At 71.6% G+C, this 26462-nt stretch carries 25 protein-coding genes and 1 pseudogene; 4 read left to right on the top strand and 22 right to left on the bottom strand.

Features of this window, described 5'->3' with window-relative positions:
• Nucleotides 1-130 precede the first annotated feature (130 nt).
• Nucleotides 131-856, top strand: a complete 726-nt coding sequence (locus OHS33_RS29600) for a hypothetical protein (protein WP_330333469.1) — start codon at nucleotides 131-133, stop codon at nucleotides 854-856.
• On the opposite strand, the gene OHS33_RS29595 is transcribed toward OHS33_RS29600, so the two are convergent.
• The 7 genes and pseudogenes from OHS33_RS29595 to OHS33_RS29560 form a co-directional block, all read right to left on the bottom strand.
• Complete coding sequence (locus OHS33_RS29595; RefSeq protein WP_330333468.1) at nucleotides 816-2090, bottom strand: cytochrome P450; 1275 nt, start codon at nucleotides 2088-2090, stop codon at nucleotides 816-818. The genes OHS33_RS29600 and OHS33_RS29595 overlap by 41 nt on opposite strands.
• 335 nt (nucleotides 2091-2425) lie before the next feature.
• Complete coding sequence (locus OHS33_RS29590; RefSeq protein WP_330333467.1) at nucleotides 2426-2986, bottom strand: hypothetical protein; 561 nt, start codon at nucleotides 2984-2986, stop codon at nucleotides 2426-2428.
• On the bottom strand, nucleotides 2983-4446 hold the full coding sequence (locus tag OHS33_RS29585; protein WP_330333466.1) for an ATP-binding protein: 1464 nt from the start codon (nucleotides 4444-4446) through the stop codon (nucleotides 2983-2985). The genes OHS33_RS29590 and OHS33_RS29585 overlap by 4 nt, the downstream gene beginning before the upstream one ends.
• A gap of 9 nt (nucleotides 4447-4455) precedes the next feature.
• Nucleotides 4456-5136 carry a response regulator transcription factor gene (locus OHS33_RS29580; protein ID WP_330333465.1) on the bottom strand — a complete coding sequence of 227 codons (681 nt, stop codon included), beginning with the start codon at nucleotides 5134-5136 and terminating at the stop codon, nucleotides 4456-4458.
• Between the two features lie 39 nt (nucleotides 5137-5175).
• Complete coding sequence (gene murJ / locus OHS33_RS29575; protein WP_330333464.1) at nucleotides 5176-6888, bottom strand: murein biosynthesis integral membrane protein MurJ; 1713 nt, start codon at nucleotides 6886-6888, stop codon at nucleotides 5176-5178.
• 165 nt (nucleotides 6889-7053) lie between these two features.
• The gene (locus OHS33_RS29565) at nucleotides 7054-8724 is read right to left on the bottom strand and encodes a transposase (RefSeq protein ID WP_330333463.1); all 1671 of its coding nucleotides are present in this window, start codon (nucleotides 8722-8724) and stop codon (nucleotides 7054-7056) included.
• Between the two features lie 134 nt (nucleotides 8725-8858).
• A pseudogene (locus OHS33_RS29560) lies at nucleotides 8859-9606 on the bottom strand (peptidoglycan bridge formation glycyltransferase FemA/FemB family protein); the annotation flags it as partial.
• Nucleotides 9607-9817: 211 nt separating this feature from the next.
• Here OHS33_RS29560 and OHS33_RS29555 point away from each other — a divergent pair.
• Nucleotides 9818-11032, top strand: a complete 1215-nt coding sequence (locus OHS33_RS29555) for an Ig-like domain-containing protein (RefSeq protein ID WP_443065368.1) — start codon at nucleotides 9818-9820, stop codon at nucleotides 11030-11032.
• A 158-nt stretch (nucleotides 11033-11190) separates the two neighbouring features.
• On the opposite strand, the gene OHS33_RS29550 is transcribed toward OHS33_RS29555, so the two are convergent.
• The 12 genes from OHS33_RS29550 to OHS33_RS29495 all read right to left on the bottom strand — a co-directional run bounded on the left by OHS33_RS29550 (nucleotide 11191) and on the right by OHS33_RS29495 (nucleotide 21288).
• Complete coding sequence (locus OHS33_RS29550) at nucleotides 11191-12072, bottom strand: amino acid ABC transporter permease (protein WP_330333462.1); 882 nt, start codon at nucleotides 12070-12072, stop codon at nucleotides 11191-11193.
• A complete protein-coding gene (locus OHS33_RS29545; protein ID WP_330333461.1) occupies nucleotides 12069-12713 on the bottom strand; it encodes an amino acid ABC transporter permease in 645 nt (214 codons plus the stop codon). The genes OHS33_RS29550 and OHS33_RS29545 overlap by 4 nt, the downstream gene beginning before the upstream one ends.
• Nucleotides 12714-12729: 16 nt before the next feature.
• Entirely contained in the window at nucleotides 12730-13656 is a 927-nt protein-coding gene (locus tag OHS33_RS29540; protein WP_330333460.1) for a glutamate ABC transporter substrate-binding protein, read from the bottom strand.
• 9 nt (nucleotides 13657-13665) lie between these two features.
• Nucleotides 13666-14409: an amino acid ABC transporter ATP-binding protein gene (locus OHS33_RS29535; RefSeq protein WP_330333459.1), complete on the bottom strand. Its 744-nt coding sequence runs from the start codon at nucleotides 14407-14409 to the stop codon at nucleotides 13666-13668.
• Nucleotides 14410-14575: 166 nt separating this feature from the next.
• Complete coding sequence (locus OHS33_RS29530; protein ID WP_330333458.1) at nucleotides 14576-15016, bottom strand: DUF6278 family protein; 441 nt, start codon at nucleotides 15014-15016, stop codon at nucleotides 14576-14578.
• Nucleotides 15017-15102: 86 nt separating this feature from the next.
• Nucleotides 15103-15882 carry an exodeoxyribonuclease III gene (locus OHS33_RS29525; RefSeq protein ID WP_330333457.1) on the bottom strand — a complete coding sequence of 260 codons (780 nt, stop codon included), beginning with the start codon at nucleotides 15880-15882 and terminating at the stop codon, nucleotides 15103-15105.
• Nucleotides 15883-15939: 57 nt separating this feature from the next.
• The gene (locus OHS33_RS29520) at nucleotides 15940-16572 is read right to left on the bottom strand and encodes an MBL fold metallo-hydrolase (protein WP_330333456.1); all 633 of its coding nucleotides are present in this window, start codon (nucleotides 16570-16572) and stop codon (nucleotides 15940-15942) included.
• A gap of 42 nt (nucleotides 16573-16614) precedes the next feature.
• Nucleotides 16615-17214: a hypothetical protein gene (locus OHS33_RS29515; protein ID WP_330333455.1), complete on the bottom strand. Its 600-nt coding sequence runs from the start codon at nucleotides 17212-17214 to the stop codon at nucleotides 16615-16617.
• Entirely contained in the window at nucleotides 17211-18377 is a 1167-nt protein-coding gene (locus OHS33_RS29510; RefSeq protein ID WP_330333454.1) for an ROK family glucokinase, read from the bottom strand. The genes OHS33_RS29515 and OHS33_RS29510 overlap by 4 nt, the downstream gene beginning before the upstream one ends.
• A gap of 15 nt (nucleotides 18378-18392) precedes the next feature.
• The gene (locus tag OHS33_RS29505) at nucleotides 18393-19250 is read right to left on the bottom strand and encodes an ATP-binding cassette domain-containing protein (RefSeq protein WP_443065475.1); all 858 of its coding nucleotides are present in this window, start codon (nucleotides 19248-19250) and stop codon (nucleotides 18393-18395) included.
• Entirely contained in the window at nucleotides 19217-20281 is a 1065-nt protein-coding gene (locus OHS33_RS29500) for an ABC transporter permease (protein WP_330333452.1), read from the bottom strand. Before OHS33_RS29500 ends, OHS33_RS29505 begins: the two co-directional genes overlap by 34 nt.
• The gene (locus OHS33_RS29495; RefSeq protein ID WP_443065367.1) at nucleotides 20278-21288 is read right to left on the bottom strand and encodes a sugar ABC transporter substrate-binding protein; all 1011 of its coding nucleotides are present in this window, start codon (nucleotides 21286-21288) and stop codon (nucleotides 20278-20280) included. The genes OHS33_RS29500 and OHS33_RS29495 overlap by 4 nt, the downstream gene beginning before the upstream one ends.
• 178 nt (nucleotides 21289-21466) lie before the next feature.
• Between OHS33_RS29495 and OHS33_RS29490 the strand changes: the two genes are divergently transcribed.
• Nucleotides 21467-22471 carry a Gfo/Idh/MocA family protein gene (locus tag OHS33_RS29490; RefSeq protein WP_330333450.1) on the top strand — a complete coding sequence of 335 codons (1005 nt, stop codon included), beginning with the start codon at nucleotides 21467-21469 and terminating at the stop codon, nucleotides 22469-22471.
• 71 nt (nucleotides 22472-22542) lie between these two features.
• On the opposite strand, the gene OHS33_RS29485 is transcribed toward OHS33_RS29490, so the two are convergent.
• The 3 genes from OHS33_RS29485 to OHS33_RS29475 all read right to left on the bottom strand — a co-directional run bounded on the left by OHS33_RS29485 (nucleotide 22543) and on the right by OHS33_RS29475 (nucleotide 25490).
• Nucleotides 22543-23736, bottom strand: a complete 1194-nt coding sequence (locus OHS33_RS29485; protein WP_330333449.1) for a cytochrome P450 family protein — start codon at nucleotides 23734-23736, stop codon at nucleotides 22543-22545.
• Nucleotides 23737-23826: 90 nt separating this feature from the next.
• A complete protein-coding gene (locus OHS33_RS29480; protein ID WP_330333448.1) occupies nucleotides 23827-24756 on the bottom strand; it encodes a DMT family transporter in 930 nt (309 codons plus the stop codon).
• 125 nt (nucleotides 24757-24881) lie between these two features.
• Nucleotides 24882-25490 carry a dihydrofolate reductase family protein gene (locus OHS33_RS29475; protein WP_330333447.1) on the bottom strand — a complete coding sequence of 203 codons (609 nt, stop codon included), beginning with the start codon at nucleotides 25488-25490 and terminating at the stop codon, nucleotides 24882-24884.
• 192 nt (nucleotides 25491-25682) lie between these two features.
• Between OHS33_RS29475 and OHS33_RS29470 the strand changes: the two genes are divergently transcribed.
• Complete coding sequence (locus OHS33_RS29470; protein ID WP_330333446.1) at nucleotides 25683-26441, top strand: 3-oxoacyl-ACP reductase family protein; 759 nt, start codon at nucleotides 25683-25685, stop codon at nucleotides 26439-26441.
• Nucleotides 26442-26462: the final 21 nt, after the last annotated feature.

The raw sequence follows: 26462 nt of genomic DNA, 5'->3' as shown, positions 1-26462 counted from the left end.
AGGCAATGTGCCCGCGAGCCTAACGGCCCTCCGGCGCCGCGTCAGGAAGGCCCACGTCAGGAAGTCCGGGGGCCCCGTCCCGCCGCCCGTGCCTGGCACGGCGGCGAGGTCACCCCCTACGATCCGCCGCATGAACGACGACGTACGCAACATCGTGCTCGGGGTGGTGGCGACCGCCGTCAGCGGCGGTTTCGGCTGGTTCTCCCGTACCTACCTGTGGCGCCGCGCGCTGCGCCGCAAGCAGGCTTTCTTCGGGCTGCCCACCGGTTCGGACTGCCTGTTCGTGGTGAACCGTCAGATGGGCGGCACCGAGGGCTCGGTGCACCGCAACGACGCCTTCGCGCTGCTGGAGATATCGGCGCTGATCAAGGACTGCGGGGCGAACGTGCAGATCGTCTCGCACGACGGGGTGCGCCAGGGCTTCGGCGAGCGGGCCGAGTTCTGCGTCGGCGGGCCCATCTCCAACGCGCGCACCACGGCTCACCTCGCCTCGATGCTGCCCGGGATCCGGGTGGACCTCACCTCCGAGCCCGGACCGGACCGGGGCGCCATCCACGTCGGCGGCGAGGTCTACCGCTGGCAGAAGGGCGCGGTGGAACACGTCCTGCTGGCCCGGCTGACCAACGGGGCGGGTGCGCGCCCGGTGTTCCTGATCTCCGGGCAGACCGCGATGAGCAACCAGGCGGGGGCCCGCTATCTGGCCCGCCACCACCAGCGCCTCGCCCGCACCTACGGCTCGGACTCCTTCTGCGTCGTGGTGAAAGTGATCAACTCCGATGCCTACGGGCCGGACGTGGCCGAACTGCTGGCGGACGTCACCCGGAGCGCCCGGACACCCGAAGCGGCAGCCGTGTGATCCCGTTGATGAAGTTGGACACCAACCTCCGTGGCTCGCCGGTGAGTTCGGGTGGCGGGAGCGCCGTACGCCATTCCTCATGAAGGACCCGGAGCTGAAGCCGGGCGAAGTGCGCGCCGAGGCAGACGTGCGGTCCGTCACCGAAGGAGACGTGCGGGTTGGGGGCGCGGGCGAGGTCGGTGCGGCCGGGGTCGGCGAAGACCCGCTCGTCGTGGTTGGCGGCGGCGTGGAAGACGACCACCTTGTCCCCGGCCCGGATCCGCCGTCCGGCCAGCACCGTGTCCCGGGCGGCGGTGCGCCGGAAGCTGAGCACCGGCGGGTGCACGCGCAGGAGTTCGTCCACGGCCCGGTCCACCGGCACGCGTCCCGAGGCGAGTTGGCTCCGGGCCTGCGGTGAGCGGGCCAGGGCGAGCAGTCCGCCGGGGGCGGCCGAGCGTACGGTGTCGTTGCCCGCGACGGTGAGCAGGAAGAAGAACATCTCCAGTTCCCCTTCGGCGAGTTCCGCGTGGGCCAGGACGCTCATCAGGTCCTCGGCGGGGCGCGCCCGCTTGGCCGCGGCCAGCTCGCGCGCGTAGCCGAACATCTCGCCGAGCAGCGCGGGCGAGCGCGGGTTCAGGGGTACGCCGTCGGGCCCGAGCCGCGGCGGGGGCGCGTCCTCGGGATCCTGGTAGCCGATGATCCGTACGGTCCACTCCAGCAGCAGCGCCCGGTCGGCGGCCGGGACCCCCATCAGGTCGGCGAGGTTCAGCAGCGCGTACTCGTCGGTGACCGCCCGCACCACCTCGGCCGAGCCGTCCACGGCGCCGTCCCGGGCGGCGGCCAGCAGACTCCGGGCGCGCTCGCGGACCCGCCCCTCGAAGGCGTCGACCCGGGCGGGGGTGAAGGCGCGGGCGAGCATCCGGCGCAGCCGCCCGTGCTCCGGGGGGTCCTGGTTGAGCATGGTGCGCCGCAGGAACGGCAGGTCCGCCGGGTCGGGGTCGCGGATCTGGGTGGCGCCGAGGCGGGAGGAGTACGCGGCGTGGTCGCGCAGCACGCGCACCACGTCGGCGTGCCGGGTGACGGCCCAGAACCCGGGCCCTGCGGGCCAGCCCATGACCTCCGGCTCGGCCTGCCAGGCGACGGGGTGGTGGTCGCGCAGGATCCGGTAGCGCGCGTGCGGAATGCCTTCGGCGTACGTCCGGGGGTCGAAGACGTCGGGAACGGCCGGGCCGTCGGGCGCGTGCGCGTGGTCCATGGGGCCACGGTGACGCCCGGGCGCCGCACACCGCAAGGGGACGGGGCCGCACGCCCGCATCCTGCCCCGCCAGCGACGGGCCGCGCGCCCGCTTCCAGCCTCGCCACCTCCAGCCCCGCCGGCGTTTGAGGCGCCGCCGGAGGCACACCAGCGGGCACCGACCGCTCAGCTGGAGGCCGAGAGCCGTCCGCCGCCGGCGGGACCCTCCGGGGGCGCCTCAAACGCCGGCGAGGCTGGAGGTGGCCGCGCCAAGCCAGCCCGGCGGGGCTAGAGATGGCTTCGCCAAGCCAGCCCGGCGAGGCTGGAGGTGGCTGCGCCAAGCCAGCCCGGCAGGGCTAGGGATGGCCGCGCCAAGCCAGTTCGCAGCGGAGCGGGGCCGTGGATCCGTCGGCGGTGACCAGCACCACCTCGGTCTTGGCCGAGCGGTCCGCCGAGAGGGCTGCCGTGCAGACCAGCTGGTTCCTGCCGGTGTCGGACAGCTCGGCGTTGCGGAAGAAGGGCAGCCGGACCAGCAGCTGCTTCTGGTCGCCCCGGTCGACGCGCACCGGGACCACCACGGCCGCGGCCCCCTTGTCGGTCCGCGCGGGCAGCGGCGGCAGGGCGGTGGTCAGCCCGGCGTCCCGGTCCCGGACACCGGGCCCCGCCAGGAGCCGGGCGAGCAGCGCACCGGTGGGCACGCGCGGGTCGGAGAGCGCGGTCGGCGCGAGCCGCCCGTCGGGGGCGACGAAGTAGAGGAGGTCCGCACCGGGCGGCGCCGCCACCCCGACGCTCGCGGCCCGCCCGCTCTCGACGACTCCGGTCGGCTTGATCCCGCACCCGGCCAGCGGCAGCAGGACCAGCAGGCCCAGCAGCGGGGCGGGCAGCGTCGTCCGTACGAGGGTGTTCCAGCGGCTCATGCCTGCTCCTCCAGGGCCTGCGCCTCCAGAGGCATCTCCACGGTGAACACGGCCCCGCCGGACGCCCCGTTGGCGGCGCGGACCGACCCGCCGTGCAGCCGGACGTTCTCCAGGGTGATCGCGAGACCGAGCCCGCTGCCCACCGAGCGGGTACGGGCCGCGTCCGCCTTGTAGAACCGGTCGAAGATGTGCGGCAGCACCTCGGGGGCGATGCCGGGGCCGCTGTCGGCGACCTCCACGGTCAGCCGCTCGCCCTCGGGGTGCGGGTGGGTGCGGACGGTGATCCGTACCGGGGCGCCGCCGTGCCGCAGGGCGTTGCCGACCAGGTTGGCGAGGACCACGTCGAAGCGGCGCGGGTCGAGCCGGGCCCGGATGCCCGCCGGGAGGTCGGTGACCACCTGGTCCGGGTCCCAGTGGCGGCGTTCCAGGGTCTTTCCGACGGCCTCGGTGAGGTCCACGTCATCGAGGTTGAGCCCGGCGGCGCGGGCGTCGAAACGGGATATCTCCATCAGGTCCTCGACCAGGACGGCGAGCTTGCCGGTCTCGGCGCTGATCAGCCGCAGTGCCTTCGCGGTGTCGGGGTCGAGGCGCTCGGCGTCCTCGTCGAGGACCTCGGTGACGGCGAGCATCCCGGCGAGCGGGGTGCGCAGCTCGTGCGAGACGTCGGCGGCGAACCGGCGGGCGCGCGCCTCGGCCTGCTGGAGGTCCTCGACGGAACGCTCCAGGGCGCGGGCGGTCTCGTTGAAGGTCTCGGCGAGCCCGGCCAGCTCGTCGGCCCCCCTGACCTCGATCCGGGTGTCGAGGCGGCCGCGGCCCATGCGCTGGGCGGCGGTGCGCAGGTCGCGGACCGGCCGCAGCACGCTGCGGGCGGCGAGCAGGGCGGGGACGAGGGCGATGGCGAGACCGGGCAGGGCGCCGGTGCGGGCGGCGTCGACCATCAGGGCGACGGTCTCCTCCTCGGTGACGAGCGGCATCACGGCGTAGAAGACGGCGCCGGTGGGCTGGGCGAAGCCCTGCCGGTCGAAGACGGCGGGCACCCCGACGACCAGGTAGGCGCGCCCGGCGCTGGACTCGACGCGCTGGAAGGCGGCGTGCGGGTTGACCTTGATCTGCTCGCGCAGTTTCTCGCTGATGAGGGGTGAGGTGACGGAGCCGCCGGTGTTGGAGGTGACGCGCAGGGATCCGTATTCGCCGTAGACCGTCCAGGCGTGCGGCTTGCCGCGCTTGCCCAGCTCGGTGACCTGCGCCTGGAGGAAGTTCCGGTCGACCGGCAGGGTCATCCCGCCGCCTTCCAGCTGGTCGCGAAGGGTGGCGACGGCGGTGTCCTGGCTCTGGGTGAGGATCGCGGTGCGCGCCTGCCGGTAGGTGAGGGCGGCGGTGGACACGGCGCTGATCGCGGCGACGAGGAGGAAGGCGGCGATGAGGCGGGTGCGCAGGCCGAGTGGGGCGATGCGGCGCACGGCGGGCGCCTACAGGGGGCCGAAGCGGTAGCCGAAGCCGCGCACGGTCTGGATGTAGCGGGGGCTGCCGGGCACGTCCTCGATCTTGTTGCGCAGGCGGCGGACGCAGGCGTCCACGAGCCGCGCGTCGGCGTGGTAGCTGTGCTCCCACACGTATTCGAGGAGCTGCTGGCGGCTGAAGACCTGCTCCGGTGATGCGGACAGGTGCAGCAGCAGCTTGATCTCGCTGGGGGCGAGGGCGACGGGCGCGCCGCTCTTCGCGACGGTCAGCCCGGCCCGGTCGACGGCGAGTTCGCCGTGGTGCTCGACGCCCTGGCGGCCGACGGGTGCGGTGAGGCGGCGCAGTACGGCCTTGATCCGCGCCTCGATGACCTCGGTGCGGGCGGGTTTGACGATGTAGTCGTCGGCGCCCGCCTCCAGTCCGACGACGATGTCGAAGTCGTCGCCGCGTGCGGTCAGCATGATCACGGGGACCTGGCTGGTCTCGCGGATGCGGGTGCAGACCTGGACGCCGTTGATGCCCGGCAGCATCAGGTCGAGGAGGACCAGATCGGGCCGGAACCCGGCGAGCTGGGCGAGGCCCGCCTCGCCGGTCTCGGCGGCGGTGACCTCGTGGCCGCGTCTGCGCAGGCCGAGCGCGACCCCTTCGCGGATGGAGGGGTCGTCCTCTATGAGCAGTACGCGTGGCATGCGGTCAGTGTCCCAGCTGTTCTGATCGTTCTCTTCACCCTAACGGCCCAGAGGGACCCGTCGGCCCGCTCTGCGCCGCAGGGAATCCAGCACGTCCGTGATCTCGGTCAGCCGCAGCGGCCTGGCGAGGAGTACGACGGTCAGGGCGAGCGCCACGGTTCCCGCGGCGAGCGCGGCGAAGGCGCCGAGGCCGTCGGCGGCCCGGGCGGCGGCGTATCCGGCGGCCCCGGCGGGCAGGCAGGCGACCAGCAGCCGCAGGTGGGTGCGCAGCGCGCCGGCGCGCCGCCGCGCGCGGCCGCCCGCCCGCGGGCCCAGGCGCCGGGAGAGGGCGTACGCCGTCACGGCCGCGCCCGCGAAGAGCGCGAGGGAGTAGGCGGCGGCCATGCCGGTGACGGCCCAGCGCGGGGGCAGCAGGAAGTAGGCGGCGGCCGAGAGGGCGCCGTTGAGCACCGCGATCACCAGGTTCAGGAAGAACGGGGTGCGGGTGTCGGACAGGGCGTAGAAGCCGCGCGAGAGGACGTACTGCCCGGAGAAGGCGATCAGGCCGGGGGCGAACGCGATGAGCATGCCCGCCATGACCTCGATGTCGGCGGGGCCCGTGCGCCCGTACTCGAAGACGCTGCCCATGACCCAGGGGGCGAGGGCGGCGAAGAGCGCGGCGGCCGGGACGACGACGGCGGCGCTGGTGCGCAGCGCGTACGAGACGTCGCGGCGCACCCGCCCGAGGTCCCCGTCGGCCGCCGCGGCGCTCATCCGCGGCATGAGTGCGGTGACCAGGGAGACGGTGATGATGCCCTGGGGGACGATCCACAGCTGGTAGGCGTTGCTGTAGGCGGTGTAGCCCGCGCCGCCCGCCAGGCCTTCCAGGGCGGCCTCGCGGCCCGTGGTGGTGGAGAGCCGGGTGACCACCCAGTAGGCGATCTGGTTGGTGAGGACGAGCATGACCAGCCAGCCCGCGTTGCGCAGGGGCCGGGCGAGGCCACTGCCGCGCCAGTCGAAGCGCGGGCGCCAGCGGAAGCGGGCCGCGCGCAGCGAGGGGATCAGGGCGAGGGCCTGGACGACGATCCCGGCGGTGGTGCCCCAGCCGAGGAGGCGGGCGTCGGCGGGCGTCAGGCCGTCCACACCTCCTCGACTGCCGTGGGAGAGGTGGAGGAACAGCCCGAAGACACCGATGATCACGACGTTGTTGAGGACCGGGGTCCACATCATCGCGCCGAACCGGCCCCGGGCGTTCAGCACCTGGCCGAGCAGGGTGAACAGGCCGTAGAAGAGGATCTGCGGGAGGCAGTAGCGGGCGAGGGCGACGGTCGTGCTCGCCCGGGCCCCGTCGGCGCCGGTGTACGCCGAGACGATCAGCGGGGCGCAGAACACGGCGGCGGCGGTGAGGACGACGAGCGCCACCGTGCAGGCGGTCAGCAGCCGGTCCGTGTACGCGGCGCCGCCGTCCCGGTGCTCCTTGGCCGCGCGGACCAGTTCGGGGACGAAGACCGCGTTGAGCGCGCCGCCGATGAGCAGCATGTACAGGATGTTGGGGACGGTGTTGGCGACGGCGTAGCTGTCGCCGAGCAGGCCGGTGCCGAGGGCCGCGACCACGACGGCGGAGCGGACGAAGCCGGTGGCGCGCGAGACGATCGAGCCCGCGGCCATGAGGGCGCCGCTGCGCAGCACGGAGGACTTCCCCGGTGCCGCGTCCGGTCCGGCCGCGGCGCGCTCGGCGCTCTCCGGTCCGGGTCTGGTGTCGGTGGCCGTCACCGGCGGGCCAGGTACGCCTGGAATCCCTTGTAGAGCGCCGTGTTGGTACAGCCGTCCATCGGGGTCTCCCACTCGCCTAGCGTTTCGACGACCTGTCCGCCGGTGCCGAGCTTCCAGCGCAGCAGACCGAAGGCACGTCGGGGTCGAGGGTGGAGGGTACCGTTCCTAGCCAGTGTGCAGGAGTGGGTCTTGGACCCACCGGTGCGTGCTGGGCGCATCCCGAACGGTTTTGGATGCACTGGGTCTCCGCTTTCTCTTCCCGCTCGGCGGCACGTCTCTGGGAACGTGGTCCGTTGCGGGTGGGCGGTTTCCGTCACGCCTGCGGGTGCCTGGTCCGGCCTGGGCGGTCCGATGCCCCGCACGATCGCTCTGGTCGTGTGGGGGCGGTGCCGTCCCTCCCCAAGCCCTTCGAGCAGGGGATACCCCATGCCGGATCGGGTGTCCGAGGGCGCGTCGTCCGATCGCGATGCCGGCGGCATCGTGACGGGACATCTTCCGGCGCGGGGTGGCCAGCGGTTTCTGCCAGTGCCGGGCACCCCACTGGGAGGTATAGGCCGGGTCGACCGCGACGACGGCGAGGCCGTGTTCAGCGGCCATCGAGGTGAGTCGCGCTTTCAGCTTGCCGGTCGGGATACCCGAGATCAGCTGCCGGAACCGTTTCCTCCTCCCGTGCTTCTCACGGGTCTTCTCGGCGCTGAAGTCAAGGCCTTCGATCGCGATGGCCCTGACCCCGACGCTTTTCACCCAGTGCAGCAGCCGGGTGAGGGCGTGCCGGATCTGGGCGTCACGGTGGTCAGCCGATCCGGACAGGTCGTAGGGGAAGCGCTGCGGATCACCGATCGGGTTGCCGTGCGGGTCGAGCCGGTAGGCGGCGAAGTGGTCGGCGTTGGTGTCGACACCGGCCATCCCGTTCGCGCGGGCCGTGGCGAGCGGGATCGTCTGCACGAGGGGGCGTTGCCAGGAGGCGGTCAGGTACCAGCGGCCGCGTGTGACGTCCAGGTGGATGCGGTAGGCCACGGCCCGGTTCGCTCTGATGCGCTCAGCCCATTCCACGCCCCGATGCGCGAACGCGATCCGGCAGGCCAGGACGTACCGGCCGTGGTTGCTGTTGGCGAGGTGTGCGAGCGGGGCGGGCAGTTTGAGCGACACCTCGCCGTCGGGGGTGACGCGGATCGTCTCGTTCGCGAACCGTTTCCCGGACTCGCCATCGGCGGCCAGGAACCAGCGTTCGGCTTCCCAGCGGGCACGCCACTGCTCCTCGGTGAGCTGGGCTTCGGGCAGGTGGTGGCGGGTGTTCGCCAGCCGCTTCCCGCCCCGCACCACCCGGACCCGGCCCGCCCGCCAGTCGGCGAGAGCGGCTTCATGGCGGGCCTCCAGGGCGGTCAGACGCCGTGACTTGTTGAACCACTCGCTCTTGGACCGGTATCCGCCCGCAGCCCGCTTGTTGCCCTTCGCCCCGATCGGGAGGGCGAGACGGTGGCGCAGCGTCTTGATGCCGGCAGCCAGGCTCTGGATGCATGCGGCTTGGCAGCGGCGGGCGAGCGCCCACTGATCGTGACTGGCCCTGGTGATCGCCCCGGCGATCCGCGACGACGACTCTGCGGTCAGCCCCCGCTTACGGACCGCCCACGTATCAGCGGAATGATCAGGACCGTCCCCACAACGCTGCTTGAGGTCACGGGAAGCCAGAGCCCCCTGATGTGCGCCGACCAGCCACAGAACCCTCTCGTCCTCCACACTCAGGCCCTTGAGACGGCCGCGTATCGCCACACCGGACGGACCGAGCGCCACGAACGAGGGAGCGATGGCACGCAACTTTCTGACCGGCTCAGCCATCGCCGGCCACCGCCTCCAGCGCCTTGCCCGCCCGCGTCCTCACGGACGCCTTGAGATTCACACACCCGACCGTAACGACACCCACCCAAATGAACCATCACTCACAAGAGTGGACCAAAGAATCAACAGCCCTCTACCCCGCGCATGTCGTATTCGTCCGCTCCGAGGGCATGTGCGGCACAGAGCATCCGCCACTGCAGGGCGTTGCTGGGGCGGACCTCGCGGCGGTGGGTTCAGGCCCGACCACACGTCGTCGAGGGTGCGGCCCGCCAGCGGGACCCGGAAGACGTGGCGCGGCTGGGCGTCGCCGTCGGATTCGCCGCCGCAACGCTTCCAGCCGAGGGTGCGCAGCCGGTCGGCGAGGGCGGCGCCGACCGGGTCGACCCCGGTGGCCAGGACGTCGGAGACCTCGCGGTCGGGCTCGGTGGCGGACTTGAGGGCGGCCGCGTCCCAGCGCCGGTAGGCGGGGATGGGGCCGATCCGGACGGAGAAGGCACCGGCGGCGCGCAGGTGGCGCATGAGGGGGTTCAGCCGGCGGTCGATGTGGGGGTCGGACCAGTCGGCGACAGGGCCTTCCGGAAGGTAGGCGAAGTATTTCCGGGTGCCGGGGAATTGCCGCAGGAGGAGGAGCCCTGCGCCGGCGAGTTCACCGCCGGGCAAGTGCCATCCGACCCTTTCGGAACGCCAAAGGTCCTTCACCCCGGCCCAGGACGGGTACTGGAGAAAGCTGGCCCGCCGGTGCCGGGAAAGGAAGCCCTGGTATTCGGTGATGGTCAGGCTCCGCACCGTGTGGTCCTGTCGGCCCTGTTGGCCCTGTCGGCTCTGTCGGTCCTGCCGATCCTGTTGGTCCTGCGGGGTGTTGGTCACGAGCAGCGCACACATCGCGGGGGGCCTTCCTGTGCGTCCGAAGGGGATGTACAGGACTCTCACAGCGACCCGTGACCGAAATGCGCGGCCAGCGTGACCGGATGATGACTGTTCCGCTGCGGTACAGGTCACAACCGAATTGCCGATCTTTTTCCGGGAAACCGCAACCTAAAGTCGCGTTGTTCGCTCTTTCTTTGCGAACGATCATCACTTCGGAGGGGTTTCGTTGATCCGCACACGCCGTACCGCATCGTCGCGTCGCCAGGTCCCGGGAGCGCGCGGCCGGAGCGCCGCCCTGGCGGCCACCGCGCTGCTGGCCGCCGCGGCCCTCACCGCCTGCTCGGGCGGATCGGGCGGCACGGGCGACGGTAAGGGCGAGAAGAAGAAGCCGGAGATGGCGATCTCCGTGAACCTGACGGGCGACCAGGTGAAGGCGGGCGAGCCGGTCAAGGTGACGCTCGCCGACGGCAAGTTGGCCCAGGTCAAGGTCACCGACGGCAAGGGCGGGGAGCTGGCCGGGCAGATATCCCAGGACGGGAAGAGCTGGACGTCGGAGCGCAACGCCTCGCCGGGCCAGGACTACAAGGTCGAGGCGCAGAACACCGAGAGCCAGAGCGCGACCACCCAGTTCAAGACGACCGCCGCCGACAAGGTGAACAAGGTCACGATCAACCCGGGCAAGGCCAACCCGGTCGTGGGCATCGCCCAGCCGGTCTCGATCGTCTTCGACAACCCGGTCAAGAACAAGGCCGAGGTCGAGAAGCAGCTGCACGTCACCACCTCGAACAACACCGAGGGTTCGTGGGGCTGGTTCAAGGACTACTCGGGCAACGACCGGGTGGACTGGCGTCCCAAGGACTACTGGAAGTCCGGCACGGACGTGAAGGTCGAGATGAAGCTGAACGGCATCGACTCGGGCGGCGGTTACTTCGTCAAGGACTACAACACCGAGTTCAAGATCGGCAAGGACCGCCGGATGACGGTGGACCTCGACACCAAGAAGATGTCGGTGTCCGAGGACGGCCAGGTGGTCAAGACGATCCCGGTCTCGGCCGGTACGCCGGGCGGCCAGAAGGCCTCCTGGTCCGGGAAGATGGTGCTGATGTCCAAGGAGGGCACCATCCGGATGAACTCCGAGACGGTGGGCCTCGGCAACGCCTACGACAAGGACGTCGACAGCTCGATGCGGCTGACCTGGTCGGGCATGTACGTGCACGCCGCGCCGTGGAACAACGCCAACTTCGGCAGCGCCAACACCAGTTCCGGCTGCGTCGGGATGAGCGACGCCAACGCCGCCGCCTTCTACAAGGAGGCCCAGGTCGGCGACCTGTTCGAGGTCGTGGGCGAGGGCTCCAAGGGCCAGGCCGACATCGGCAACGGCTACGGCGAGTGGAACCTGAGCTGGGCCGACTGGCAGAAGAAGAGCGCGCTCCACGGCTGAGCGGGGCTCCCCGTCGAGCACGACCCCACCGGCGCGCAGCTGACCTTCTGCCCGCCGCGCACCGATCCGTCCTGCGTCTCGGTGCCGCTGCGCGAGCAGTGATCCACGGCTGCCGCCGGGCGGGGTGGCTCTCTCGGGTCCCCCGGGGCCGGCTCCGCCTACCCCACGCCCGGCAGCAGCGTCCCCGGCTCGGCCGGGCCCACCTGGGCGGCCTCGGTCTTGGGGTTGCGCCGCTGGCGCCGGGCCATCCAGGTGGCGAACCAGGACAGCAGCATGCACATGCCGATGTAGATCGGGGAGATGATCATCACGACCGGGATGAAGGGCAGGTCGTAGTCGAGGTTGGAGGCGATCAGCTTGCCCGCGTGCAGGAACTCCTCGTAGGTGATCAGGTAGCCGAGCGAGGTGTCCTTGAGGGCCACCACGAGCTGGCTGATGATGGTCGGCAGCATCGCCCGGACCGCCTGCGGTGCCAGTACGAAGGTCATCACCTGGGTCTTGCGCATGCCCAGGGCGTACGCCGCCTCCCGCTGTCCGCGTTCCACCGAGTTGATGCCCGTACGGAAGACCTCGGCCAGCACCGAGCCGTTGTACAGGGTCAGTCCCGCCACCAGCGCCGGCAGCGGCTGGACCTTCAGCGCCACGAAGATGAAGAAGATCATCACCAGCACCGGCATGGCCCGGAAGAACTCCACGCACAGCGTCGCGGCCCAGCGCACCGGCCGGTGCACGGACAGCCGACCCGTGGCCAGGACCGCGCCGAGGACCAGCGAGAACACCGACGCGTAGGCGAAGGCCTTGAGGGTGTTGCCGAGCCCCTTGAGCAGCAGCCGCTGGATGCCCTCGTACTCGAAGGGGCTCCACTTGGCGGCGGTGAACTGGTCGGTGTCGAAGAGCAGGTAGAGGATCCAGCCGAGCAGGGCCAGGATCACCGCGGTCGACGCCATCCCGTAGAGGAAGTGGCGGCGCTGGGCGAGCGGGCCCGGGATGTCGTAGAGCGCCGTGGACTCCAGGTCCCCGTGCAGCGCGTGTGCGGTCATCGGGCGACTCCCCAGCGCTTCTCCATCACGTTGAAGAGCGCACTGATGGACAGGGTGATGATCAGGTAGCCGACGGCGATCCAGACGAAGGTCCAGATGATGCTGTAGCCCAGCTCGTTGAGCGTCTTGTACGTGCCCAGCAGCTCGGTGACGCTGAAGGCGCCCGCGATCGCCGAGTTCTTCGCGAGGGCGATCAGCGTGGAACCGACGGGCGGGATGACCGAGCGGAAGGCCTGCGGCAGCACCACCGCGCCCAGCGTCTGCCCGAAGGACATGCCGAGGCTCCGGGCGGCCTCGCCCTGGCCCTTGGGCACGGTGTTGATGCCCGAGCGCAGCGCCTCGCAGATGAAGGCGGAGGTGTAGCAGCCGAGCGCGAGGACCGCGAACAGCTGGAAGGGCAGGACCAGTCCGAAGCGGGGCAGGCCCAGCAGGACGGCGAAGAAGAGCAGGGTGAGCGGGGTGTTGCGCAGGACGGTCACCCAGACCGTGCCGAGCACCCGCAGCGAGCCGATCGGCGCGACCCGGAAGGAGGCCATGACGAAGCCGAGGACCAGGGCGAGGAGGGAGGCGTAGACGGTCAGTTCGACCGTGCCGAGGAAACCCTTGCCGTAGAGCGAGAAGTTCTGGGTCAGTACGTCCATGCCGGTACGGCTCCTCTCAGCTCGCGGGGTAGCGGTCGATGGCGGGCGGCTTCGGGGCGGGCACCCCGGACAGGCCGAGGGTGGCGTCGTACGCCTTGGTCCAGTCGCCGTTCTTCTCGTGTGCGGCGAGGGCGTCGTCGAGGGCGAAGCGCAGCGCGTTGTCGGAGCGCGGGACGCCGATGCCGTACGGCTCCTTGGAGAAGGGCTTGCCCACGACCTTCAGCTCGGCCGGCACCTTGGCCGCGTATCCCAGCAGGATCGAGTCGTCGGTGGAGACGGCGTCGACCTGGTAGGTCAGCAGGTTGTCCACGCAGACGGAGTAGGTGTCGTAGGCGACGAGCACCGCCCGGGGGAAGTCCTTCTGCAGGCGCTGGTAGGGGGTGGAGCCGGCGGCCGAGCAGACCTTCTTGCCCGCGAGGTCCGCCGGGCCCTTGATGTCCTTCTCGCCGCGGCGGACCAGGAGCGACTGGCCCGCCATGAAGTAGGGCCCGGCGAAGCCGACCTGCTTCTTGCGGTTGTCGTTGATCGTGTACGTGCCGACGTAGTAGTCGATCTGGCCGTTCTGCAGGGCCGTCTCGCGGTTGGCCGAGGCGATCGTCTTGAACTCGATCGTCTTGGGGTCGAAGCCGAGCGCGGCGGACATCATCTTGGCGATCTCGATGTCGAAGCCGGAGTAGCGGCCGCTCGCGGGGTCCTTCTCGCCCATGTACGGCTGGTCCTCCTTGGCGCCGACCACCAGGTGGCCGCGCCGCTTCGCCTTCTCCCAGTTCCGCGAGCCGGGGAGGCTGAAGGCGCTGTCCACCCGGTAGGCCGGCAGGTCCTCGGGCTGCGGGCCCTTGACCGGGGGGCTGCCGGATTTGCCGCACCCGCTCACCGCGCCCAGCAGGGCGAGGGCCAGGACGAGGGCGCGGGCGGGCAGCCGCGCGGTGCGTGTCGCGTTCACCGGGCCCCCTCAGTGCTTGAGGATCTTGGAGAGGAAGTCCTTGGCCCGCTCGCTCTCGGGGGCGGTGAAGAACGCCTCCGGGGTGCGGTCCTCGATGATCCTCCCGTCGGCCATGAACACGACGCGGTTGGCGGCGGAGCGGGCGAAGCCCATCTCGTGGGTGACCACGACCATGGTCATGCCCTCGCTGGCGAGCTGCTGCATGACCTCCAGCACCTCGTTGATCATCTCCGGGTCGAGGGCGGAGGTCGGCTCGTCGAAGAGCAGCGCCTTGGGGTTCATGGCCAGGGCGCGGGCGATGGCCACGCGCTGCTGCTGGCCGCCGGAGAGCTGGGCGGGGTACTTCTCCGCCTGGTTGGCCAGGCCCACCCGCTCCAGGAGTTCCCGGGACCGCTTGTCGGCCTCCTCGCGGCCGCGCTTCCTGACCTTCTGCTGCGCGAGCGAGACGTTGGCGAGCACGGTCTTGTGCGCGAAGAGGTTGAAGGACTGGAAGACCATGCCCACATCGGCGCGCAGGGCCGCCAGTTCCTTGCCCTCGGCGGGCAGCGGCTTGCCGTCGAGGGTGATCGTGCCCGACTCGATGGTCTCCAGCCGGTTGATCGCCCGGCACAGCGTCGATTTGCCGGAGCCGGAGGGGCCGATGACCACCACCACCTCCCCGCGGCCGACGGTGAGGTTGATGTCCTGGAGGACGTGCAGTTGTCCGAAGTGCTTGTTGACGTCCCGCAGCTCGATCAACGGATCGACGGCCATACGCTGCCCTGCCCACTTGTCGGTGTGTCGAGTCAGCGCAAACTATCCAGCGGCGAGGGCGACTTCACCGCGACACGCTCGACATGCCTAAAAGCGACATAAGTGTCACTGGAGCAGGGGTGGGGCCGGGGTGGGGCCCGGGGCCGGGCCGGAGCCGGGGTCCCGGTCAGCCCTCGGAGGCCTCGGCGTAGATCTGCGACAGCTCGGGGGATCCGGTCATCGCCCAGGACACCCCGGACTCCACCACGTTCAGCTCGCGGCCCGAGGCCAGCCGGATCACCGGCTGGCCGTTCGGCCACACCTGCCAGCCGCAGCCCGGCAGGGTCTTGATGATCACCGTGCCGAGGTAGAAGCCGGCGTCGTTGCCGAGCCAGGGCGTGGCCTCGGGGTCGCGCCGCCAGCGCGGCATCAACTGGTCCAGAGCCTCCAACGAGGCCGGTGTGCCGTCGAGTTCGAGGCCCGCCGCCCGTGCCTGGACGCGCAGCATCTCGCACTCCGCGAACATCTCGCCCACGCCCTCGGGATCGTCCGCGAGGGCGGCGGCCAGGGCCTCGCCGTGCTCGGTCTCGTGCCGGTTCAGCCAGTGGTCCAGGAAGGGGATGTTCATACCGACCAGCCTGGCACCCGTACCGGCCGGGGGCCACAGGGCGCGCCTGGATCGGTGCGATCCCGGCCCGGTGGGCTAAACACCCGCTAGACGTCGAGGTCCACGACGACCGGCGCGTGGTCCGAGGCGCCCTTGCCCTTGCGCTCCTCGCGGTCGACGTAGGCGTCCTTGACGGCCGCGGCGAAGGGGGCGTTCCCGTACACGAGGTCGATGCGCATGCCCTTGTTCTTCGGGAACGCGAGCATCCGGTAGTCCCAGAAGGTGTAGGCGCGGTCGTACTTGAGCGGGCGGGGCATCACGTCGGAGAGCCCGGCCGCGCGCAGGGACTCCAGGGCGGCGCGCTCGGCGGGGGTGACGTGGGTCATGCCCTCGAAGACGGCCGGGTCCCAGACGTCCTCGTCGGTCGGTGCCACATTGAAGTCGCCGAGCACGGCGAACGGACGGGGGCCCGCCGCGTCCTCGGCGACGGCCGAGGTCAGGGCGCGGAACCAGTCCAGCTTGTAGCCGTAGTGGTCGTGCTCCACCTCGCGCCCGTTGGGCACATAGACGGACCAGACGCGCACTCCCCCGCAGGTCGCGGAGATCGCGCGCGGCTCCGCCACGCCCTCGTAGTCCGGGCCGCCGGGCAGCCCGGTGACCACGTCCTCCAGGCCGACCCGGGAGAGCAGGGCCACCCCGTTCCACCGCCCGGTGGCGTTGACGGCCGACTCGTAGCCCAGCTCGCGCAGCTCGGCGTACGGGAACTGCTCGGCGGAGCACTTGGTCTCCTGGACGCAGAGCACGTCGGTGCCGCTGGACTCCAGCCAGGCCAGCAGCCGGGGCAGCCGGGCGGTGATCGAGTTGACGTTGAAGGTGGCGATACGCATGTCCGTAACCTACCGCCCGCCACCGACAGCCACCGGTCGGGCGCTCGGAGGTCCGTCTCAGAGGTCCGTGCTGTCCCCGGCGGTGAGGCGGCTGTGCGGGGCGCCGCCGAGGGAGTCGAGGGCGCGGTCGTAGATCGGCCGGGCGATGTCGGCGAGGTAGGCGTCGTGGATGTCGATGGCGGTGCGCGGCTTGACCTCGCGGACGTAGTCGATCACCTCGGCGACCTTGTTCCAGGGGGCGTGCACCGGCAGCAGCAGGGTGTCGACGGGGACGCCGGGGACGGTCAGCGCGTCCCCGGGGTGGAAGAGCGATCCGTCGACGAGGTAGCCGACATTGGTGACCCGGGGCATGTCGGGGTGGATCACCGCGTGCAGCTCGCCGTGCACCTGTACGTCGAAACCGGCGGCCGTGAAGGTGTCCCCGTGGCCGACGGTGTGGACCCGCCCCGGGTAGGCGGGCGCGAGCCGCTCGGCGACGCTGGCCAGGGTCCACAGCCGGGCCTCGGGGTTCGCGTCGAGGGCGGCCCGCAGCCGGCCCTCCTCGAAGTGGTCGGGGTGCTCGTGGGTGACCAGCAGGACGTCCGCCCCGAGGCCCGCGTCGGGTTCGCTGAAGGCACCCGGGTCGATGACGAGCGTGCGCCCGTCCTTCTCGACCTGGACGCAGGAGTGCAGCCGCTTGGTGAGCTTCATGATCCCCAGGCTAACGGTGGGGGCTCGGCCAGGGGGGCGCTGCTACGGGGTCGCGGTGGAGACGACGTAGACCTTGGGCTTGGCCGGGACGGTCAGGTCGACGGTGATGTCCTGGGTGGGGCGCGGGTCGTTCTGCTCGTGCGTGGCGCCGTACCAGGCGTTCTTCGGGTTCCAGTTCCAGCCCGCGGCCTCGGTGTCGCGCTCGCCGATCGAGACGCCCCGGGTCAGTCCCTCGCGGCTGGTGCCCATCGAGGTGAGGAACTTGTCGAGTTCGTCCGGGGTGATCGCGAACTGCACGTACAGCCTGCTGGTGCGCCAGTTGTTGGTCTCCAGGAAGCCGACCCGCCAGGCCTTGTCCGGGATCGGCACCTCGTAGATGCTGCGCTGCACCTTGGAGGGCCAGCCCGCGCGCACCTTGGTGGCGCCGACCTTGGCCGCCTTCTCCTTGCCGCTCTGGCGGCTCTGCTGGGCGGCGATCGCGAGGTAGCCGGCGGGTACGCCGATCAGCAGCACGATGATGACCGCGGTGATCCAGCGGCGCCGTACGACGTGCCGGCGGGCCTCGGCGGGCGTGGGAACGCCGCCCTCGTCGGGGGCCGGGGCCTGGCGCGGCAGGGTCGGGGGCGGGGGCGGCGGCGTCACGGCTGTTCTGGTCCTTGTTCCTCGGACCCGGCGGCGGCCCGTCGGCCGGCCTGGGCATAGCGTTCGTAGCGTTCGACCCGGCGGCGGTTGGCGCGTCGGAAGCGGCGGGCGACGAGCCGGGAGAGGTCGGCCGCACCGACCATACCGGCCTCGGGGCCGAGCTGGGCCTTCGCGATCCGGGCCTCGGGCCGGTAGCCGCGGCCGGTCAGGTGGCGCCGGAAGGCGTCCCGGGCCGGGCCGATCAGCAGGTCGTCGGCCGCGCTGACCCCGCCCCCGATGACGAAGCACGAGGGGTCGAGGGCGGCGGCGAGGTTGGCGATGCCGACGCCGAGCCACTGGCCGATGTCCTGGAGCAGTTCGACGCACATGGCGTCGCCCTCGCGGGCCAGCTCGGTGATGAGCGGTCCGGTGATCTCCGAAACGTTCCCTCCGACCCGGGCGATCAGGCCGTGGGCGACCGGGGAGTCGGCGGCGGCCAGCTCGCGGGCCTCGCGGACCAGGGCGTTTCCGGAGCTGTACTGCTCCCAGCAGCCGCGGTTGCCGCAGGGGCAGCGGTGTCCGCCGGGGACCACCTGCATGTGGCCGAATTCCCCGGCCACGCCGAACTTGCCGCGCTTGACCCGGCCGTCCTCCAGGATCGCCCCGCCGATGCCGGTGCCGAGCGTGATCATGACGAGGTGGTCCTCGCCGCGCCCGGCGCCGAAGCGCCATTCGGCCCAGGCGGCGGTGTTGGCATCGTTGTCCACCATGACCGGGACCGCGAGCCGGGACTGGAGCGCGTCGCGCAGCGGCTCGTCGCGCCAGGCCAGGTGCGGGGCGAAGAGCACCCGCGAGCGGTCGGCGTCGACCCAGCCGGCCGCGCCGATGCCCACGGCGTGGACGTCGTGGCGGTCGGAGAGGTCCAGGACCAGCTCGACGATGGTGTCCTCGACGACCTTGGGGCTCTTGGACTTGTCGGGGGTCTCGGTGCGGATCTTCTCCAGGATGACGCCGTCGGCGTCGACGACGCCCGCCATCACCTTGGTGCCGCCGATGTCGATGCCGACGGTCGGGACGCGCGGGGCGGTCAGGTGTGACCGGCGCTCACGGGTGCCGACCGTCCGCAGGACGGTGCCTCGCGCCGAGCCACGGTGGGCGAGCGTGAAGTCCCGGTACGTGCTCATCGAGTCCTGTCGTCCCTATGGTGCGGTGGTGCCGGAAGGGTCAGTGTGGGGCGGTGTTGTCCCCGATTCTGCCACCCGCTCCAGCTCGTGGCTCAGTTCGTCCAGTTCCGAGCCGCCGGCCATCTGCCGGGTCAGCTCGTCCAGGGTGATCGAATCGCGGGTGTGGCTGCCCGCCATCGCGCCCCGCTTGAGGAGCACGAAACGGTCTCCGACCAGGTACGCGTGGTGCGGGTTGTGCGTGATCAGGACCACGCCGAGGCCCGCGTCCCGGGCCGCGGCGACGTACTTGAGGACCACGCCGGACTGCTTGACGCCGAGGGCCGCCGTGGGCTCGTCCAGGACGAGGACCTTGGCGCCGAAGTGCACGGCCCGGGCGATGGCCACGCACTGGCGCTCGCCGCCGGAGAGGGTGCCGATCGGCTGGTCGACGTCGCGCAGGTCGATGCCCATGCGCAGCAGCTCGGCGCGGGTGGTCTCGCGCATCAGGGCCACGTCGAGGCGGCGGAAGGGGCCGCGGCCCTTGGTGGGCTCGGAGCCGAGGAAGAAGTTCCGCCAGACCGGCATCAGCGGGACGACCGCGAGGTCCTGGTAGACCGTGGCGATGCCCCGGTCGAGGGCGGCGCGGGGATTGGCCAGAACCGTCTCCTCGCCCTCGATCTCGAAGCTGCCCGCGTCGTGCCGGTGCAGCCCCGCGATGATCTTGATGAGGGTGGACTTGCCCGCGCCGTTGTCGCCGAGGACACAGGTGATCTCGCCCGCCGAGACCTCCAGGGAGACGCCTTCGAGGGCGCGGATGTTGCCGTAGTACTTGCTGACCTCGGTCAGCTTCACCAGTGCCGTCACTTGCTGGCCTCCGCCCGCTTGCGCACCCAGGCATTGAGCAAGGTGGCCAGCAGGAGCATCGCGCCGAGGAAGAACTTGAACCAGTCCGGGTTCCACTGGGCGTACACGATGCCGTTGCTGGTCATGCCGAAGATGAAGGCGCCGACGGCCGAGCCGATGGCCGAGCCGTAGCCGCCGGTCATCAGACAGCCGCCGATGACGGCCGCGATGATGTACAGGAACTCGTTGCCGACGCCCTCGCCGGACTGGACGACGTCGAACGAGAACAGGATGTGCTGGCCCGAGATCCAGGCGCACAGGGCGACGCCCATGTAGAGCCCGATCCGGGTCTTGACCACCGGTACGCCGACCGCGCGGGCCGCGTCGGCGCCACCGCCCACCGCGAAGATCCAGTTCCCGGCGCGGGTGCGCAGCAGGATCCAGGTGGCCACGGCCACCAGGACCAGCCACCACAGGATGGTGACGCGCAGGGTGACCGGGCCGATGGTGAGCTGCGAGGCGAACAGCGAGCGGGCCGAGGAGAAGCCCTCCATGTCGGCGATGGTCTTGGTGGAGACCGAGCCGCTGATCAGCTTGGTGAGGCCCAGGTTCAGGCCGGTCAGCATCAGGAAGGTGCCGAGCGTGATGATGAAGCTGGGCAGTTTCGTCCGGGTGAGCATGAACCCGTTGAAGAACCCGATGGCCAGGGTGACCAGCAGGGACACCCCGACGCCGACCCAGACGTTCGCGGTCAGCTGGTAGGAGAACATCGAACTGAAGAGCGCCGAGCTGGTGACCATCACACCGGCCGAGAGGTCGAACTCGCCGCCGATCATCAGCAGCGCGACCGGGACGGCCATGATCCCGATGGTGGAGGCCGAGTACAGGATCGTGCTGAGGCTGGAGGCCCGCAGGAAGCTGTCGGCGGCGAAGGCGAAGAAGACGAAGACGGCGGCCGCGCCGACGACCGCGCCCAGCTCGGGGCGGCCGAGCAGGCGGCGCACCAGGGAGGCGGGCGCGAGGCGCTCGTCGCGCTCCTTGGCGGGCGGGGTGGGCGGGGCCGCGGGGGCGAGCGTGCTCATCGGGTCACCCGCTTGATGAACTCCTCCAGTTTCGCCGCTTCGGCGCCGGTCACGATCTGCGGGCCGGTGAGCACCGGACGGCCGCCGCCGAGGGTGTTGGCGTTGTAGCGGTAGAGCCAGAGCAGGTCGACGGCCTCGTAGCCCTGGAGGTAGGGCTGCTGGTCGACGGCGAAGCCGAGCACCCCGGACTTCAGGTCGCGGGCGACGGCCTCGTTGAGGTCGAAGGTGTCGATCTCCGCCTTGCTGCCGGCCGCGTCCTTGGCCTTGACCGCGGTGGGCGCGAAGGGCGCGCCCAGGGTGACGACCGAGTCGATGGAGGGGTCGGCCTGGAGCTTCGCCTGGATGGACGCCTGCACGGAGGGCATGTTGGTGCCCTCGACGTACAGGTTCTCCAGGTCGCCGCCGAAGGTCTTCTTGGCCCCGGCGCAGCGCTGCTCGTGGCCGACGTTGCCCTGCTCGTGCAGGACGCAGACGGCCTTCTTCTTGCCGCGCTTGGTCAGCTCGTTGCCGACGGCCTCGCCCGCGATCTCCTCGTCCTGCCCGATGTGGGTCAGGGCGCCGTACTCCTTGGACTGCGCGGAGCCGGAGTTCACCGTGATCACCGGGATGCCCGCCTTGGCGGCCTTGCCGAGGACGTCCTTGAGGGCCTCGGGCTTGGCCAGGCTGACGATGATGCCCTGGACCTTCTGGTCGATGGCGTTCTGCACGAACTGGGCCTGCTGCTGTGCCTGGTCGTCGTGCGCGTAGACGAAGTTGATGTTGTCCTTCGCCGAGGCTTCCTTGGCGCCCTTCTGGACGATGTCCCAGAAGGTGTCGCCATCGCCCGCGTGGGTGATCATCGCGAAGGTCCAGCGCGGGGTGGAGACGGCCGGACGGCCCTGCTCGGCGGCCTTCGCCCGCTCCTCGGCGCGCTTGCCGCCCGTACTGCTGCACCCCGCGAGGGAGGCCCCCAGTACCGCCGCGAGTACGGCGCCCATGACGCGTACCCCTGTCCGAACCCTAGCCACGTCTCCGTGCCCTTCCCTCGTCCTGAAATCCTGCGGTCGCCGCGCCGGTCCCCGGGCGGTCGTCATTGCGGTCATTCCGGTTCCAGCCGCCCAGTATCCGCCACAGTGGACCATGAGGTCGTCATCGGGGCAGGCCGGGCGGATTGACAGGTGACCCGGACGGGGTCACGTTGAGTGCATGCGCATCGGGCTCATCGGTACGGGCCGGATCGGTTCCTTCCATGCCGCGGCGCTGGCCCGCCAGCCGCACGCGGGATCGCTGGTGCTCGCCGACGCCGACCCGGCGCGGGCGGCGCTGCTGGCCGCCCGGCTCGGGGCGACCGCCGCGCCCAGTGTCGACCAGATCTTCACCTGGGGCGTGGACGCGGTGGTGGTGGCGTGTGCGACCGCGGGCCACGCGGAGCTGGTGGTCCGGGCGGTACGGTCCGGGCTGCCGGTGTTCTGCGAGAAGCCCGTCGCCCCTGACCTGGGGCGGAGCCTGGCGGTGCTGCGCGAGGTCGCGGCCGTCGGCGGGGTGCTCCAGGTGGGCTTCATGCGGCGCTTCGACGCCGGGTACGTGACGGCGCGGGAGCTGGTCCGCTCGGGCGCGCTGGGGCGGCTGCACACCGTACGGACGATGACCGCGGATCCGGCGCCGCCGTCCGCCGCGTACCTGGCCGGGTCGGGCGGGCTGTTCCGGGACTGTCTCGTGCACGACTTCGACATGGTGCGCTGGGTGACCGGGCAGGAGGTGACGGAGGTGTACGCGACCGGCTCGGACGCGGGTCCCCCGCGGTTCCGCGAGGCGGGTGACGTGGACACCGCGGCCGCGCTGCTGACCCTGGCCGACGGGACCCTGGTGACCTGCACCGGCGGCCGCTGCAACGGCGCGGGGTACGACGTGCGGATGGAGCTGGCCGGGGAGCTGGACCAGGTCTCGGCCGGGCTGGACGACCGTACGCCGATCGCCTCGACGGAACCGCAGGGCCCGCCCCCGGCGCGCAAACCGTGGACGGGTTTCCTGGAGCGGTTCGGACCGGCCTACGAGGCGGAGCTGGCCGCCTTCGTGAGCCTGGTCCGCGGCGAGGGCCCCAATCCGTGCGACGGCCGGGAGGCCCTGGCCGCGCTGCGGATCGCCGAGGCCTGCGAGCTGTCGCGGCGGGAGCGGCGCCGGGTGACCCTCGCCGAGCTGCCGGACCTCTGAGCGCGTGTTCCCGTACGGCCTGGCGTACGGCCTGGCGTACGGCCTTGTGTACCGCCTCGTGTACGGACCGGTCACCAGCTCACCGGGAGCCGGGTGACGCCCCGCATCAGGCTGCCGCCGACCCATGCGCGCGGGCCGCCGGCCGGGTCCTCGGCCAGGTCGGGGAAACGTTCCAGCAGGGACCGGACGGCGATCGCGCCCTCCATCCGGGCGAGCGGCGCGCCGATGCAGAAGTGCAGGCCGTGCCCGAAGGCCAGGTGGCCCCGCGGGGCGCGGTGGATGTCGAAGGTGTCGGCGTCGGCGAACCGGCCCGGGTCGCGGTCGGCGGCCGCCAGCGAGATCACCACGGTCGACCCGGCCGGGATGACCGTCCCGCCGATCTCCACGTCCTCGCGGGCGTAGCGGTAGGTGGAGTTCTGCACCGGGCCGTCGTAGCGGAGCATCTCCTCCACCGCCCCGCCGAGGAGCCCGTCCCAGTCGGTGCGCAGGACGGCCAGCTGACCCGGGTGGGCGAGCAGGGCCCGTACGCCGTTGGAGATGAGGTTGACGGTGGTCTCGTGGCCCGCGACCAGCAGCAGGAAGGCCATCCCGATCAGCTCGTCGGGGGAAAGGGAGTCGCCGTCGTCGTCGCGGGTGCGGATCAGCTCGCTGAGCAGGTCCTCGCCGGGGGCCTTGGCCTTGGCCTCGACCAGCTCGGCGAGGTACTCGCTCAGCGCGCGGTGGGCGCTGCCGTCCGCGCTCGCGGCGGTCGGGGCGACGATCTCGTTGGACCAGAAGCGGAACCGGTCCCGGTCCAGGTCGGGGACGCCGAGCAGTTCGCAGATCACGGTCATCGGCAGCGGGAAGGCGAGGGCCGCGATGAGGTCGGCGGTGCGCCCGGGGCGGGCGGCCATCGTGTCGAGGAGTTCGTCGGTGACCTGCTGGACACGGGGGCGCAGGGCCTCGATGCGGCGGGCGGTGAAGGCGCGGGCGACCAGCCGGCGCAGCCGGGTGTGCTGCGGGGGGTCGCTCTCCAGCATGTTCGAGTTGGCCGCGGTGACGAGGGTGTCGTCGAACTGGCCGGAACCGCGCCAGTCCTTCGACAGGGCGGGGTGGCCCAGGGCGAGGCGGGCCTCGTCGTGGCCCACGACCAGCCAGCTGGGTTCGAGTTCACCGGCGTACACCGTGACCCGGTGGACCGGTCCGGCCTCGCGCAGCCGGGCGTAGAAGGCGTAGGGGTCGGCGGCGAAGTCCTCGTCGTTCCCACTGATGTCGACTGCTGGCATCGGTCCACCGTACGGCGGCCGTTCACCGGTGGATGCGGCGTTTTCGGCCACTCGTCGAGGTGAGCGGCGGGTGGGCGGCGGGTGGGCCGCTCAGACGGGGTCCGGGACGGCGGTACGACGGCCCCAGGCCGTGCCGGCCAGGACGAGGGCCGCGCCCACGAGCCCCGTGGCGCCCAGGTGTTCGCCGCCGATGGCGATGCCCGCGGCGGCGGCCCACAGCGGTTCGGTGCCGAGCAGCAGGCTGACCCGGGAGGGCGAGGTGCGGCGCAGGGCCCACATCTGCACGAAGAAGGCGAACAGGGTGCAGAAGACGGTGAGGAAGGCGAGCCCCGCCCAGGCGCGGGGGCCGAAGTCGGCGGCCGCGGCCCACGGGGTGGCGCCCGTCCCGGGCAGGGCCGCGAGCAGGGCGAAGACCAGGACCGCGCCGCCGAGCTGAACGGTGGTCAGGGAGAGCGGGTCGGCGTCCTGGACGGCCTTGATCCGCGCGGTCAGCAGCACGTTCAGGGTGCGCGCGAGGGCGGCCCCGAGGATCAGCAGGTCACCGAGGGAGGGGGTGGTGAAGCCCGCGCCCTGGGTGAGCAGCACGACCCCGGTGACGGAGACGCCCGCGGCGGCGAGGAAGGCGGCCGGGGGCCGGACCCGGCGCAGCACGGCTTCGGCGAGCGGGGTGAAGATCATGGCCAGGCTGATGATCAGCCCGGCGTTGGTGGCGGAGGTGTGGACGACCCCGTAGGTCTCCAGCAGGAAGATCGCGCCGAGGACCAGCCCCAGCAGGGCGCCGCCGCGCAGCTGGGCGGGCCGCAGCGCGCGCAGCCGCCGCGCCCCCGCGGCCACGAGGACCGGCAGGATCAGCCCGAACCGCAGGACCAGGACGGCGATCACGGTGTGCGAGGTGGTGACGCCCTTGGCGACGAGGTAGCTGCCGCCCCAGACCAGGGCGACGAGCAGGACGGGCAGGTCGGTGAGCCAGGCACGGCGGGGTGCGAGGCCGGGCGCCGGTACGGCGGCGAGCGTGGACACGGGTCTCCAACGACTGGTGGGAGGTGGAGACTTCGGCGGCTCGCACGGGAGCCGCCACCGTACCGGAGCGGTGGGTGGCGGGTACACCGTGTTTCAGGGGTTGAGAGGGCTCTGCGAAAGTTCCCTCAGTAGGTACCGAAGGTGGCCCGGCCGGCGGGCCGGTAGGTGTGGATGGCCACCCCCACGGCGGTGGTCCGGGAGGCGGTGACCTCGAAGGTGGTGGGCTCGCCCCCGCCCGGGAAGAGCCGCCGCCCGGCCCCCAGGACCACGGGGTAGACCATCAGGTTGAGTTCGTCGATGAGACCGCGGGCGAGCAGCCACCCGACGAGCTCCCCGCTGCCCCAGATGTGCACCTCACCGTCGGTGCTCTCCTTGATCCGGGCGATCTCCGCCTCCAGGTCCGGGCCGAGGACGGTGGTGCCCGCCCACTCGGGGTCCTTGAGGGTGGTGGAGGCCACGTACTTCGGGAGGGTGTTCAGCTTGGCCGCGATGGCGTTGTCCGGGTCGGTCTGCTTCGGCCAGTACCCCGAGAAGATGTCGTAGGTCCGGCGCCCGAGCAGGAAGGCGCCGACGCGGTCGAAGGCCTCGGTGATGAACGTGTTCGCCTCCTCGTCCTCGAAGGGCACCTGCCAGCCGCCGTACGCGAACCCGCCGCTCGGGTCCTCCTCCGTGCCGCCGGGCGCCTGCATCACGCCGTCGAGGGTGAGGAAGGTGATGGGGATCAGCTTTCCCATGATGGCTCGTCTCCTTGCGGGTGGGGCCCGTACCGGCCCGTTCATGGGTTCAGACTCCCGTCCGTCGCGGAACTCATCGGTCCGGCGCGCCTGAACGCGATGTCCGATTCCCGCCAGCGCGGGTACCGCCCCGCCGCTTTCATTGAACTCGCAACCAGTTATGGACGTACGGGTTTACGACGGAGGAACGCCATGAACGGGAACGAGAACGAGAACAGCATGACCGGCCGGGTGGCCCTGGTGACGGGCGGCAGCCGGGGCATCGGCGCGGCGACCGCGCTGCGCCTGGCCGCCGACGGCGCGGACGTGGCGATCACCTATGTCAACGACGCGGCGGCGGCCGCGGAGGTCGTGCACAAGATCGAGGCCTACGGACGCCGCGGCCTGGCCGTACGGTCGGACGCGGGCGACCCGTCGGACGCCGCCGCGGCGGTGGAGCGCACCGTAGCGGAGCTGGGGCGCCTGGACGTCCTGGTCAACAACGCGGGCGTCGGGGTGCTCGGCCCGCTGGAGACGCTGACGGTCGCCGATGTGGACCGGGTGCTCGCGGTGAATGTGCGCGGGGCCTTCCTCTCGGCGCAGGCGGCCGCGGCCCGGCTCGGCCGGGGCGGCCGGATCATCACCATCGGCAGCTGCATGACCCAGCGGGTCCCGGGTCCGGGCGGCTCCCTGTACGCGATGAGCAAGGCCGCGCTGACCGGGCTGACCAAGGCACTGGCCCGGGAGCTGGGCGAGCGGGGCATCACGGCGAACCTGGTCCACCCGGGCCCGGTGGACACCGACATGAACCCGGCCGACGGGCCGTACGCCGCCGGGCAGAGCGCGCTCACCGCGCTCGGCCGCTTCGGCACTCCGGCGGAGGTGGCGGCGACGGTCTCCTTCCTCGCCGGGCCGGACGCGGTCTATGTCACGGGCGCCGAGTTCTCGGTGGACGGCGGCCACGCGGCGTAACTTCCGCGCGAGGCGCCCGTA

Source organism: Streptomyces sp. NBC_00536 (assembly GCF_036346295.1).
Classification (GTDB): domain Bacteria; phylum Actinomycetota; class Actinomycetes; order Streptomycetales; family Streptomycetaceae; genus Streptomyces.
The sequence above is the reverse complement of the archived record's forward strand: the minus strand, read 5'-3'. Positions and strand labels throughout refer to the sequence as shown.